Below are 12,513 nucleotides of genomic sequence, written 5' to 3'. Positions count from 1 at the left end.
GACGGATCTGCCATAGGGATCCATGCCGTGTTTGGTACCTCGGTCACGTGGCGTCCCCGCGAAGTAGCGCGAGAACAGGTGCTTTTTTGCAAACTTCGGCGTGCAACTGCTTCAATTTTGAGGCAAAGTCTGTCCCTCGCACCGCTGCGTAGTTGACGCCAAATTCCGCCAATTTCGCAAGATTTAGTCGGTAGAGATTGGTTTCTACTGAAATTACAGCTATTTCGATAAGCGCATCAAGGGTGGCCCTAAACACAGGGTTGCTACCCACGGTGATTCGGTCGATGCGCTCGCGGTAGATACTTGGATCAGCCTTCACGCTCGACTGAAACACGCTAAGGATTCGCCTAATCCCGAACATTACCTGCCACGAAACGTTCTCATCCACCGATGGAACCGGCGCGAGTCCGCTCTCCATCCGATACTGCCTAAACTGGTGCCATATCTCAGGGAAGGACACGTTCAACGCACCCAACGGAACAGCCCTGACCTTCATTTCAGGGTCATGGTCAATCGAATCTCGAACAATAAGTACGGCACCCAGGCCCTCCGTCATTCCTTTCTGGCCGTCATGGGACGTCGCAAGGAGGTTCTTTGCGCGCATCTCCAGTACTGCCACGACCACCATAAACTCTGGACCTAGGAGTATCTCGTCAGTCCCGCTGGAAATAGTCAACCCGCCATCAGTGGAGAAGACGTAACCACGAGCGATCGGGCTACGTAGCTCAATTACCCCTGACACGTCTTCAATCTCGAAGGAGATCGAGGAGAGATCACTCGCTGCAAGGTTCGGATTGTCCGAAAGAACAAGGTGTGCGCGATCCCCAAACTGCGAATATAGAAACGGGCCAGGCTTTGCCGTGCCCGCATTGTGCGACTTAATTACCGCGTCGATCATCTCTTCTCGCAGAAATGCAGAACCGAGATCGTTCTCTCTCGCAGCCATCGCCTCAACGAAGTGGACCAGAAACGGCCCAGGCTGCATACTGGCGACCAGGTGGCGCGCTTCGCCGTGGAGGCCATAATGGGGCGAGGTTGCCATAAACGCATAGATATAGTCCCTGAATACCACGTTTCCTATGTTCCGCCCATCCAGGAACGGGTGATCCGGCAGGAAGGAGCTAATCTGGTCCTCGTAGATAATGCGCGTCGACTCGGGCAGCGAGTTGGGGAGATCAATCTTGAGTGGAGTATCGAATACATAGTTCGCGATCCGGCGCACCTGTTCGTCCCGCGAATACAGAAGGCCAATTTCTGGATCCAGACTTGAATATCCGAGGGCATCAGGCAATTGGCTCCGGACCTTCGCGCTCTCGCGATCGAGAATCCCTTCCACCACCTCCCGGAGGAGGGTCCCTTTTACTGATCGCTCCGCGAGGGCACCGTCTTTAACTCGGCTCGCGAGCGTTGCCGCGAAGTTGTCAACCGCAAGGTGTTTGGAGAGCACAAGGAGAACAGGCGGATATCCGAGAAACGACCCAACCTCCGGCCATGCCTGAGCCGCTGTCGACTTGTCGCTCCCAAGCGCCGCAGCCATATCTTGAAGCGTCCCGTCCCGATGAGTTGCGAACGGCTGTGCGTGGGTCCTGTGGTTCGTATACTCATGGCCGTCGACAATCGTCTGATCAAGTACGAGATTGATCAGATCGCAACTCTGCTGATAGGTAAGGCTCGCGATCGTGGCTTGGTCTGGTTCTATTCCCTGGTCGGCAAGCGCGAGGTATGCGGTTTCCAAGGTGTCGCGGCGACCAAATATAAGAAACTGATTTCTCGGCTCAGCGCCCCTGGCGAGATCAGCGATGTTGCGCATGAAAGCGGAGAAATGCGTACTCCCGGCTGCGAGGTGCGCTTCATCCAGGCTGTCTAGTACGAGTGACATTTTACCACTGTGGAGGCCCGCAACTAGCGATGACGCCTGACCCCAGCCAAGGACTGTCGTGAGCAAGCCAGTAAGGCTATTGCTGCCGATCGCCAACCTCGCAAGGTCAACAAACGGAGCGTTCGTACGCGCAGCGATTGCCTGCGCCGCCGCAGATTTTCCCATCGCGCCCGGTGCCGTCACTAGAATGATCGGCGATTGAGCGTCTTGCTTGTCCAGTCGGATGTCTGGCCAGACATAGCCCACGGGCGGCACCGCCTTCAGCGTGAAGGACGCATCCGAACCATCCTCCACAAGTTCCAGAGATGCGCCCATAGGGCGATTCGATGCGAATGATCCGAGGCTGGTCAATCGAGACATGTGGCGACAATAGGGCCCCTACCCGGACAGCACAAGATCCACCCTAGGTGGTGGTGCGTCGTACGGCGCGGGGTACGCCGTCATCGAGCCGTTCACCGACCTCTACGACGAGACCGCGGGCGATCGGCCAGCTCGCCGACTACGTCCGGTTCGTGCCGACGGCTCGCAAGGCGATCCTGCTCCCATCGCGGGTGCGAGCAGATCTTGAGAAGCTCGTACGTTCCGCATCCATCGACCTGATCTGGGCCGTGGACGGCGGCTTCGAAGCGACCAGCTGTGACCTGAACTAGCGGCGCTCTCGGTCGGGTGTCAAGCATCAACTGATACGCGACTGTCGAGCATCACCCGTGACAGGACACCCGGCCGGGACAGGGCGTGGTGAGAACTTTCTTTACTCCGTCAAGGCGGCTCGCTGCGCTCGCCGCGCGGCCCGCTCGGCTGCGGGCCGGGTCGGGCATGCGGCCTGGCGGCCGGTCCCTCCCGCGGCCCGGCCGGCGGCCGCTCGGCATGCAGAAGGCCGGCGACAGCGGAGTCGTTCCACCGTCGCCGGCCAACCGTGAACCGGGTCTGCCTGTCAGGGGCGTCCCCCTCACGCCGCCATGATCCGGCCTGCACTGCGCGAGTCAAGGGCACTGCGCTGCGCTCCGTGTCGCTCCGCGATCGACTGCGTCGACCCTGGACACGCTTCGCTTCGGCCTAGAGGCGGCAGTTACGAGGACGACGCCGGAGAGTGGTCACGGCCTCGAGCTGCCCGGCCTATGCGGCTGGGTCGCTGTCGATGAAGCGGCGCAGTTCGTCGGCGTCGGAGATGAGCCGGTTCACCGCGTCCTTCAACGTGGCGTTCTCCCGAGCCGCCAGGGCGTTGAGCACCCATCCACGGATCAGCGCCGACACCGGCAGCTCGGCCTCACGAGCGATCTGCTCGATCTTCGCGAACTCCGCCGCCGGCAACCGCACCGACTGCACCACCGACTCGGCCAGGTTCGGCTGGGTGAACGTCGTGCCCTCCGGATACGGCTCGTCCCTCGTGGCCTCGGACTCGGCCTGGATCTGTTTGATCGTCTCCTCGATCCCGCTCATCTCCTGCTCCTCTTCATATACTCGCGCCGGTCGGTGCTGTTCGACGGCCAGGCGTTCGCGCCCCACAGCCACGACACTCGCGGGTCGCGGACCAGGATCACCGTCAACAGCTCCTCCCGTGACCGGCACATCCCGATGACCCGGATGCTCTTCCCGGACTTGCTCTTGGTGTCCGGATCGAGCACCGCGGCCTGCGGGTCGGCCAGTGCTTCGTTCGCCTCCTGCTCGGTCACCTGGTGCTGCTCCCACATGTGTGCGGCACCGTGTGTCCAGTCCACGTTCATCTACTACAACCCTACTACGAGTAGTGACAGTCGTCATCGGTCGTTCCTGTCAGCCGGCCTCATCCCAGTTCCGTGGCTCGTTCGGCGGCCTCGGTCAGCGCGGCCGCGATGTCGGGCACGCTCGGCGCCGCGAGCAGGTAGCCGGCCGTCGACGCCCACGGGGTGGTCACCGTCAGCTCGACGCACACTGACGCCCGCGGCTGTACTCGCTGCGCGACGTTGACGCCGACCAGGCCGCCGCCGTTGATCCCACCCTTGACTGATGCGAGGTACTTGCGGTGCACCGTGTGCGTGCCGGTCTCGTCACACCACTTCACCGAGCACGCCGCATTGCGGTCGACCGGCCCGGTCACGGGCGGCGCTCCTGCTCAGCGATGTACAGCTGGCGCACGTCCTCCAACGACGAACGCAGCTCCGCCAGTCGGTCGGCCAGCTCCGGGACCCCGGACAGGCTCTCGGCGTGCTGCTCGACCAGCGCGGCCGAGCGTTCCAGCGTCTCCATGTGGACCTCGACGGCGAGCGCTCGACCGGCGGCACGATCCAGCCGGCCGCGGTAGCCGATCACGAGCCCGCCCCACCGGCGGTAGAGCCGGTCCAGTCGCTCGATGATCTGCTCATCGGTCATGCCCGGCAGATACGTCCGCGCGTCGGACAAGAGGGCCGGGGTCCAGCCGGCCCGCTGAACGATGGTGCCGATGCGGTGCATCTCGTCCGCCAGCTCATGCGCGTCGGCCGCGGTGAGACCGAAGTGCGCGTACTCCTCGCTGCCCTCCGGGCGGATCGTCACATCGATGGTCGGGCCTTCTTCGTCGTGGAAGGCGACGATCTCGCCGACGTCGGGATGCACGAACGGAGCGCGGGTGATGATCTCTCGCGTCTTCGGCTTCGGTACGGTGACCATGGGTCTCCTCCTGCATGCTCAGGTGGGATCAAGTCCCCGGCCCGGTGTTCGCGCACCGGCCGGGGGCGACTAGGGATGAGGTCCAGCACGCCTCACGGCGGACCCCGCGCCGGCCCCGGGGCCCACGGTTTGGCCCATGGAATTGAAGCGATGCCGGCTCGAATCGACGAGAAGGCTCGACAAGTCCGGATCGGCATCATCGCTGGCCAGAGCGGCGCGAGTGAGTGGACGAGAGACGACGAGAAGGCCGGCTCGCTAATCCGCGGGTTCAGGGTTCGATCCCCTGGGGGCCCACCCCCTGTGCTTTCGAGGTCATCGTCTCAGTGATTCGCTGAGCAGAGCGCCGACGAGGCTGAGCGTGTCCAGGTCGACGTCAGCTCCACCCACTGCGCGGATCCGCCGCAATGATCTCTCCGAGTTGGTGACGAACCAGAGGCCGACGTGGTCCTGGGCATCCGACGCGAGCTGGTCGTCGCCGGTGGCCAGCTGGTCGAGGGCTGCGGGTCCAGTGATCGGGTCGAGTACGAGCCGGACGATGTCGAGCAGGTCGGTGCCTTCCTTGGCTGCTGGTCGGTTCATGACGGCTTGGAGTTTCATGGCGACCAGCGGACCGGGTTCGGCGATCTTGGTGGTGACCTCGATGTCCTGCTCGGCGGAAAGGCCGGACGCCCGGACCCGCACGGGTGACGCCGTCTGTGCGCCCCATGCATGGGCGGTCACGTGGAGTCGGTCGGTGCGGTCCTCGGGGAGGTTCTCGAGCTCCCAGTCGGAAACCTCGAGGACGTCGACTTGTACCAGTCCCATGGGTGTCGGCAGGTACACGCCGACCGGCCCGACCTGTTCGCCTCCCGCGGCGATGAGGACCTCGAGTTGTGCTGGTTCGCCGTCTGCGCGCCGGTTGACGTGTCGAGATCGGTGGTCGCCCGGTAGGCCCGGGTGAGCCTGCACATGACGGCGAGTCCACCGACGACGGTGACGGGTCGGCCGGTTCGTCGCTCGACCTCGGGGATGGCCTGCACGACCTGGTACATCGATTCGCCGGCGAGGCTGACGGTGGGCGGCGCGTTACCAGACACGGTGCCATGGGCTCCTTGGCTGCCACGCTTCGAGGACCTGCCGTCCGCGGTCGCGGTCGGCGGCGAGGTCCAGAGCGACGAACAACGGGCGGGTCAGAGGCCAAGGTTGGTTCGAGCTTCGGAGATCGACGCGGTTCGTGCACACCGCCGGCACCGGGGCGACCCGTACGGACGCTCGGCGACTGTCGAACGTTTCAGCCTGTCCGAGGACTTGGACAGCTCGGCGCAACGTCTGTTCGTCGGGAACGTGGAAGTCCGGAGGGTGGTCGCTACGGGCACCTACGGGTGCGCCGTAAGCGGCAGCCGCCAGGGTGTCAGTCAGCGCCCAACCAGCTTCGCTGTCGAAGTCGTCCAATCCAATCCGCAGAGCGGCCGCATACCTGGAATCGACTGCTGCCGGCGACGCGGCGAGCGGCACCGCCCGGCTCGGCCACGCCTCTGCGGTCGCCCAGAACAACTCCGGCGTCGCCGGGGTCCCAGCTCGTAGCAGCAAGGCCTCGGAGCGCAGTCCTTTGAGCACGTCGGACACGGTGCTCGGCGCTCGTGACAACGTTCGAGCCAGACCTCTCACGGTCGGAGCAACGTCGGGCTCCAGGAGCAGCGCACAGGCGACTTCCAGGCCGACGCTTCCGGAGAACGGAGACATCCGGTCAGGACGCGGGCGAAATGCTGGGACTTCGGCGTCGACCAGCACACCCGGCGCCGACAGGAAGAGATGGCCTCTCAGGTCGAGCCAGCCCCAGCCATGGGCCTTCAGTACGTCTCGAGCCTCGCCGAGGACCCGGTCCGCTACGAGTACTCGAAGCTGCGGCGCCTCACCATCCGGCGGGTCTCGATGCCGGGACACCAATCGAGGAACGTCGTCGCTGCCCACGGTCGAGAATCGCTTCAGGTCGACCGCCAGCCAGCGACCGTTGACGTCCACCCGCACATCGGCGGACTCGTCCGTGGGCTCAGCAGTGCGCAGGCCGAGGGCGTTGGCAGCCTCGATGAACGCTGCCTTGCCGTCGAGCCCTCGTTGAGCAGCCGCACTGGCGGGCATGAGACCAGCATGGCGAGTGTTCGGTGTTCGGTCAACACCGAACACCGAACGCCGGACTCTCGAGGAGGGCGAGGGGGTACGACTTGACATACCCCCGGGGGGTATGGTTTCTCTAGGGGTCGAGATACCCGAGACCAGGGGAGACCGTCATGCGCCTCTTCGCGATCCGCGACTACCGCCACCTGTTCGGCGCGCAGGTGATCGCGCTGTTCGGCACCGGGCTGGCCACCGTTGCGCTCGGGCTGCTCGCCTACGACCTGGCGGGTTCCAGTGCCGGGGCGGTCCTCGGGACCGCGCTGACGATCAAGATGGTCATGTACGTGCTGGTGGCGCCCGTGGTCGGCGCGTATGCCGACCGGCTGCCGCGGCGGGCGTTCCTGACGTTGCTCGACGTCGTCCGCGCGGGGGTCGTGCTGGCGCTGCCGTTCGTGACCGAGGTGTGGCAGATCTACGTCCTCATCGGCGTCCTGCAAGCCACGTCGGCGGCGTTCACGCCCACGTTCCAAGCGGTCATCCCCGACATCGTGACGGAGGAGTCCGACTTCACCCGCGCCCTGTCCGCGTCGCAGGTCGCCTACACGATGGAGAGCCTGCTCAGCCCGGTGCTCGCCGCGGTGGCGCTCACCTTCATGACCTTCGACTGGCTGTTCGCCGGCACGTCCATCGGGTTCGTCGTGTCCGCGTTGCTGGTGCTCTCGACGCGCATCCCGAACGCGCGGCCGAGCGGCCACACCCGTGTCTGGGATCGCGTCGCCTCGGGCATCACGACCTTCGCCAGGACACCGCGGCTGCGGGGCGTCATGGCGCTGAACCTGGTGGTCGCCGCCGCCGGGTCGATCGTGGTGGTCAACACCGTCAACTACGTCCGCGACGAACTCGGCGGCACGCAGGCCGACGTGTCCTGGATGCTCGCCGCCTCCGGTGGCGGGACGCTCGTGGTCGCGCTGCTGCTGCCGCGCGTGCTCGACCGCGTCGCCGACCGCACCGTGATGATGACCGGCGCCGGAGTCCTGCTCACCGGCGTCGGCGCGGCGGTCGCGATGGCCGCCACCGGGGTCGCCAGCTGGGGCGTCACCGCACCGATCTGGGGACTCATCGGCGGCGGCATGGCCCTGATCGTCACCCCGACCGGGCGCGTGATCCGATCGTCCGTCGACAGCAGCCAGCTTCCGGGGGCCTTCGCCGCCCAGTTCTCCCTCTCCCATCTGGCGTGGCTGGTCACCTATCCGATCGCCGGATGGATCGGCACCAGCTCCGGCTTCACCCTCGCCTGGGCGATCCTCGGCGCACTCGCCGTCGCCGGCCTGGTGACGGCCGTGGTGGTGTGGCCGCGCGCGCAAGCGGCGCCGGCCGCTGCGCCGGCCCCCGCCGCGGCACGAGGCGGGGCCGTCGCGACCCTGCTGCGCGACGATGCCGAGGCCGCGGAAGGCGTCCTCGCCGCCTGCCAGTGCTCGTCCGTCCGCGCGGTCTAGGGCCTACTTGACCGCTCCCTGGGTGAGGCCGCTGACGAAGTTGCGCTGGAAGGCGAGGTAGACGGCGACGATGGGGAGGATGACGATCAGGCTGGCGGCGGACAGCAGGGGGATGTTGGTGGAGTACTGCCCGACGAAGTAGCCGAGGCCGGCGGGGGCGGTGCGCTTCTCGGGGTCCTGCATGAGCACGAGCACCAGCAGGAACTGGTTCCAGGACCACATGAAGATCAGCACCGTGAGCGTCGTGATGGCCGGCCACGAGATCGGCAGCAGCACGCGCAGCAGCACGATCAGGTCGCGCGCGCCGTCGATGCGGCTGGCCTCGACCAGCTCGACCGGGACCTGGGAGAAGTGCGCCGACATCCAGTACACGCCGAACGGCAGGAACAGGGCGACCTCGGCCATGATGATCGCGAGGTACGAGTTCGACAGGCCGACGTCGCGCAGGTTGAAGTAGAGGGAGACGACGACGAGCTCGACGGGGATGGTGAGGCCGAGCACGAACGCGCCGGTGACGGGGCGGCTGCCGGGTGCGCGCAGGACGGTCAGCCCGTAGCCGGCGAGGGTGGCGAGGATGACGGCGGTGGGCACGACGCCGGCGGCGATGATGAGGCTGGACTTCACCAGGCTGCCGAAATGCGCCTGGTTCCACGCCACGGAGAAGTTCTCCCACGAGATGCGGTCGGGCAGGCTCAGCCCCGACACCGCCTGGTCCGGCGGGTGGACGGAGGCCAGGATGATGCCGATGAACGGCATCAGCACCAGGGCGGCGAGGGCGAACAGGACGCCGTAGCGCAGCCCGGTCGCGGCTGGTCTGACTCTCACGATCGCTCCTTGGTGAGCCAGCGGATGACGGTCACGAGGCCGATCACGATGACCGCGAGCACGACGGCGAGGGCGGCCGCTCCGCCGATGTCGCCCTGGGTGAAGGCGAGGCGGTAGACGAGCAGGCCTGGCACGGTGGTCTGGTTCGCCGGCCCGCCGTTCGTCGTCACGTAGACGAGGTCGAAGCTGGCGAGCGCGGCGATGGTGGTGATGACGGCCGCGATGGAGACCTCGCCGCGCAGCCCGGGCAGGGTGACGGCGAAGAACTGCCGCACGGCGCCGGCGCCGTCGAGGACGGCGGCCTCGTAGAGCGACGGATCGATCTTCTGGACGCCGCTCAGGAAGAGCATCATGCACAGCCCGCTCATCACCCAGGTGCCGATCAGCCCGAGCGCGAACAGCGCCACGCCGTAGTCGCCGAGCCAGGCCCGGGTGATGCCGCCGAGCCCGACGGCGGTGAGCGCCTCGTTGACGACGCCGTCGTCGCTGTACAGCCAGCGCCAGGTGATGCCGACGGCCACGAGCGGCAGCACCTGGGGGAGGAAGAAGACGACGCGGAAGAACGCCATGCCCCGGCGGACCCGCCCGCTCAGCAGCGCGGTGAGGAACAGCCCGAACGCCACGGGGATCACGGAGAAGAAGACCACCAGGACGAGGCTGTGCCCGACCGCGCCGTACAGGGCCGGGGTCTCGAAGATCTCCCGGTAGTTGTCCAGCCCGACCCAGCGCGGCGGCAGGATCCCGTTCCACTCGAAGAACGACAGCCGCGCCGTCGCGATGGTCGGCCAGATCGCGAAGGCCAGGTAGACCACGGCCGCGGGCAGGATGTAGAGCCACCCGGACCACCGGCGTCGCGGTGCGGGCCGGCCGCGCCGCGGCCCCGCGGCGGGCGGGGCGACGGCGCGGCTCCGGGTGAGCATGGTGCGGGGTTCAGCCATGGTAGGAGGACCAGACGCTCTGCAGGCCCTCCAGATACTGGTCGGTCGTCGACTGCTGGCTGATGAGGCCCTGGATGCCGGAGACCAGCTGGTCGAGCATGGCCGGCGCCGCGAAGTCGGCGAACGGCACGATGCCGTCGACCGCCACCACCTCGGAGAACCCGGTCGCGATGTCGGCCTTCAGGCCGGTCGCCTCGACGGTCGCGTCGACGTTGACGGGCATGAAGCCGCTCTCGAACTGCACGGGCGCGGCGTCGGCGGAGCCGAGGTAGTCGAGGAACGCGGCCGCGACGTCCGGGTGCTCGGTCTTCGCCGAGATCGAGTACGCGACGCTCGCACCGGAGGCGACCACCGGTGCGTCCGCCGTCGGCCCCGGCATGAGGAAGAAGCCCACGTTGTCGCCCAGCTCCGCCTCGATCGCGGCGGCGGCCCAGTTGCCGGTGACGTGGTAGGCGGCGTCGCCGGCGGTGAACTCGCCGATCGCGTCGGCGTACCCGACCGCGTTCGACGACTCGGGGATGTAGCCCTTGGCGATCCAGTCGACCAGGGTGTCGGTGGCCTCCTCGGCCGCCGGCGTCTGGATGGTGGCGCCGTCGACGCCGTACACCCAGTCCTTGTAGTCCTGGATGTCGCCGAGGCGGTTCAGCAGCGCGCCCCACAGGTGCAGGCCGCCGACCTCGAGGGACGGGACGGTCAGCGGGTCGACGCCGCTCGCGGCCACCGCGGCGAGGTCGTCCTCGAACTCGTCCAGGGTCGCCGGTGGGCCGTCGACGCCGGCGGCCGTGACGAGGTCCTTGTTGTAGTAGACGCCGAGCACGGACAGCGCGCCGGGCACCGCGTAGAGGCCGCCCTCGCCGTACTGCTTCGCCTCGTCGTCGGAGGTCAGCACCTCCAGGCTGGACGGCGGGAAGCTCTCGTCCCACCCGTAGGCGTCGCTCCAGGCCGACAGGTCGAGGATCAGCCCGGCCGGGACGAGCGACCGCATGGCGCCGGGGTTGTACTGCGCGATGTCGGGCGGCGTCTCCGACGACATCGCGAGCTGCACCGACTTGACGTAGTCGCTGAACGGCGTCTGCTGGGTCTCGATGGTGACGTTCGGGTGCAGCGCGGTGAAGCCGTCGACGAGCGCCTGCGTCGGCGGCTCGTCGGTGTAGGCGAGCGTGAGCGTCACCGGATCGGAGGTGATCTCGGTGGAGACCTCGGTCGGGGCGGCGCCGGCGGGCGTGTCGGCCGAGTCGCTCCCGCACGACGTCAGGGCGAGCGCCGCCGCTCCGGCCGCGACCAGCGCAGCGGATCTCCGGGTGGTGAGCATGTGCTGCTCCTCTCGTTGCTGTGACGCAGGACGGTGGGGTGGGCGGGGCCTACTCCGAGAGCGCGCTCGGTGCGAGTCGCTCCGCCTCGACGATGGCGAGGGCGTGATGCAGCGCCCCCTGGACGACGGCGTCGCCGCCGAGCGTCGAGAGTTCGATGGACGGCTGGTTGAGGGTCTCGCCCTCCAGCTCGGCCCGGAGCGTGACCAGCAGCTCCTCACCGCAGCGGGCCATCGGGCCGCCGATGATCACCAGTTCGGGGTCGAGCAGCGCGCGGACCGCGGCGATGCCGCGGGCGAACCGCGCGGCCACGGTCCGCATGGCCTCGACGGCGGGGGCCCGGCCGTCTCGCACGGCGGCGATCACCAGGTCGAGCCGGGTGTCGGCGGGCGCGGACGCGAGCGTCGCGAGCCACTCGTGGTCGCCGTGCCGGCCGGCTGCGTCCATCGCCAGCTGGGTCAGCGCCGCGCCGCCCACCGTCCGCTCGAAGGGGCCGAGGACGTCGGCGCGGTCGGCCTCGTTCGGCCGCGACGCGGGCTCGAGGCGGAGGAAGCCGATGTCGCCGGAGTCGTTCGACGCGCCGCGGTACAGGGTGCCGTTGAGCATGAGGCCGGCGCCGACCCGCTCGCCCCATTCGACGAGGACCAGCGACGACGTCTCGTGCGGCGTGCCGCGCCACTGCTCGCCCTCGGTGGCCAGCTTGACGTCGTTGTCGACGTAGACCGTGCAGTCGAGGAGCTCCGCGACCGCCGACCGCAGCCCGTCGCCGTGCAGGTGCGCCATGCTCGAGCTCAGCACCACGGTGCCGGTGGCGACGTCGACGATGCCGGGGACGGCGACGCTGGCCGCCCAGACCCGCTCGCGTGGGACCGACAGCTCGTCGAGGGCGGCGCGGATGCCGGCGCCGACCTGGTCGCGCACGGACGACGGCTCGGTGAGCGGCAGGTCGCGCCGGTCCAGCAGCTCGCCGGCGAGGTCGGCCGTCGCGACGGTGACGACGTCGGGCGCGATGGCCACGCCGACGACGACGGCGGCGTCGCCGCGGAACACGACCGACTGGGCGGGCCGTCCGGCCCGCGTGGCCTGCGGGTCGGGGGCGCGGAACTCGGCCAGGCCGAGCTGCTCGAGACCGGCGATGGCGCGGGTGACGGCCTGGCGGGAGAGGCCGGTGCGCTTCGCGATGGTCGAGACGCCGAGCGGGCTCGCGTCGCGCAGGACGGTCAGCACGGCGGCCGCGTTGATACCCCGCATGATCTGCGTGTCGACCGCGACGGTGTGCGTGGTCACCGGTGCCTCCCTCTGTCAGTGCGCGTCACCGTAGCATATAGTTGCGGGCCGTACGTAAC

The 12,513-nt window shown here is 67.6% G+C and carries 12 protein-coding genes; 1 reads left to right on the top strand and 11 read right to left on the bottom strand.

Annotated features, from left to right (window positions below; all coding sequences use genetic code 11):
- Nucleotides 1–43: 43 nt before the first annotated feature.
- The 7 genes from BLV02_RS35760 to BLV02_RS35755 form a co-directional block, all read right to left on the bottom strand.
- A complete protein-coding gene (locus BLV02_RS35760; protein ID WP_141711417.1) occupies nt 44–2,194 on the bottom strand; it encodes a hypothetical protein in 2,151 nt (716 codons plus the stop codon).
- Between the two features lie 801 nt (nt 2,195–2,995).
- On the bottom strand, nt 2,996–3,319 hold the full coding sequence (locus BLV02_RS20160; protein WP_069109850.1) for a hypothetical protein: 324 nt from the start codon (nt 3,317–3,319) through the stop codon (nt 2,996–2,998).
- Nucleotides 3,316–3,570: a hypothetical protein gene (locus tag BLV02_RS20155; RefSeq protein WP_083288325.1), complete on the bottom strand. Its 255-nt coding sequence runs from the start codon at nt 3,568–3,570 to the stop codon at nt 3,316–3,318. Before BLV02_RS20155 ends, BLV02_RS20160 begins: the two co-directional genes overlap by 4 nt.
- A gap of 92 nt (nt 3,571–3,662) precedes the next feature.
- Complete coding sequence (locus tag BLV02_RS20150) at nt 3,663–3,956, bottom strand: hypothetical protein (RefSeq protein WP_069109848.1); 294 nt, start codon at nt 3,954–3,956, stop codon at nt 3,663–3,665.
- Nucleotides 3,953–4,504 carry a hypothetical protein gene (locus BLV02_RS20145; protein WP_069109847.1) on the bottom strand — a complete coding sequence of 184 codons (552 nt, stop codon included), beginning with the start codon at nt 4,502–4,504 and terminating at the stop codon, nt 3,953–3,955. The genes BLV02_RS20150 and BLV02_RS20145 overlap by 4 nt, the downstream gene beginning before the upstream one ends.
- A gap of 312 nt (nt 4,505–4,816) precedes the next feature.
- Nucleotides 4,817–5,326: a hypothetical protein gene (locus tag BLV02_RS20140; RefSeq protein WP_216094034.1), complete on the bottom strand. Its 510-nt coding sequence runs from the start codon at nt 5,324–5,326 to the stop codon at nt 4,817–4,819.
- Nucleotides 5,327–5,569: 243 nt separating this feature from the next.
- Nucleotides 5,570–6,622, bottom strand: coding sequence for a hypothetical protein (locus BLV02_RS35755; RefSeq protein ID WP_074946556.1), 1,053 nt, complete (start codon nt 6,620–6,622; stop codon nt 5,570–5,572).
- Between the two features lie 149 nt (nt 6,623–6,771).
- Here BLV02_RS35755 and BLV02_RS20130 point away from each other — a divergent pair, with 149 nt between their 5' ends.
- A complete protein-coding gene (locus tag BLV02_RS20130; protein ID WP_069109846.1) occupies nt 6,772–8,094 on the top strand; it encodes an MFS transporter in 1,323 nt (440 codons plus the stop codon).
- A gap of 3 nt (nt 8,095–8,097) precedes the next feature.
- Here the strand turns inward: BLV02_RS20130 and BLV02_RS20125 are convergent, their stop codons facing one another.
- From BLV02_RS20125 to BLV02_RS20110, 4 genes are read right to left on the bottom strand one after another with little or no spacing between them, the layout of a single operon-like run.
- Nucleotides 8,098–8,919, bottom strand: coding sequence for a carbohydrate ABC transporter permease (locus BLV02_RS20125; RefSeq protein WP_069109845.1), 822 nt, complete (start codon nt 8,917–8,919; stop codon nt 8,098–8,100).
- Nucleotides 8,916–9,857, bottom strand: a complete 942-nt coding sequence (locus BLV02_RS20120) for a carbohydrate ABC transporter permease (protein WP_083288324.1) — start codon at nt 9,855–9,857, stop codon at nt 8,916–8,918. Before BLV02_RS20120 ends, BLV02_RS20125 begins: the two co-directional genes overlap by 4 nt.
- The gene (locus BLV02_RS20115; RefSeq protein WP_069109843.1) at nt 9,850–11,169 is read right to left on the bottom strand and encodes an ABC transporter substrate-binding protein; all 1,320 of its coding nucleotides are present in this window, start codon (nt 11,167–11,169) and stop codon (nt 9,850–9,852) included. Before BLV02_RS20115 ends, BLV02_RS20120 begins: the two co-directional genes overlap by 8 nt.
- Nucleotides 11,170–11,218: 49 nt before the next feature.
- Entirely contained in the window at nt 11,219–12,454 is a 1,236-nt protein-coding gene (locus BLV02_RS20110; RefSeq protein ID WP_083412390.1) for an ROK family transcriptional regulator, read from the bottom strand.
- Nucleotides 12,455–12,513 lie beyond the last annotated feature (59 nt).

The organism is Jiangella alba, assembly GCF_900106035.1.
Lineage (GTDB): Bacteria > Actinomycetota > Actinomycetes > Jiangellales > Jiangellaceae > Jiangella > Jiangella alba.
The sequence above is the reverse complement of the archived record's forward strand: the minus strand, read 5'-3'. Positions and strand labels throughout refer to the sequence as shown.

Bases quoted from the DNA above. Each gene is read 5' to 3' on its own strand.
- BLV02_RS35760 (WP_141711417.1), bottom strand. From the start codon at position 2,194: ATGGGCGCATCTCTGGAACTTGTGGAGGATGGTTCGGATGCGTCCTTC.
- BLV02_RS20160 (WP_069109850.1), bottom strand. From the start codon at position 3,319: ATGAGCGGGATCGAGGAGACGATCAAACAGATCCAGGCCGAGTCCGAG.
- BLV02_RS20155 (WP_083288325.1), bottom strand. From the start codon at position 3,570: ATGTGGGAGCAGCACCAGGTGACCGAGCAGGAGGCGAACGAAGCACTG.
- BLV02_RS20145 (WP_069109847.1), bottom strand. From the start codon at position 4,504: ATGGTCACCGTACCGAAGCCGAAGACGCGAGAGATCATCACCCGCGCT.
- BLV02_RS35755 (WP_074946556.1), bottom strand. From the start codon at position 6,622: ATGCCCGCCAGTGCGGCTGCTCAACGAGGGCTCGACGGCAAGGCAGCG.
- BLV02_RS20130 (WP_069109846.1), top strand. From the start codon at position 6,772: ATGCGCCTCTTCGCGATCCGCGACTACCGCCACCTGTTCGGCGCGCAG.
- BLV02_RS20120 (WP_083288324.1), bottom strand. From the start codon at position 9,857: ATGGCTGAACCCCGCACCATGCTCACCCGGAGCCGCGCCGTCGCCCCG.
- BLV02_RS20115 (WP_069109843.1), bottom strand. From the start codon at position 11,169: ATGCTCACCACCCGGAGATCCGCTGCGCTGGTCGCGGCCGGAGCGGCG.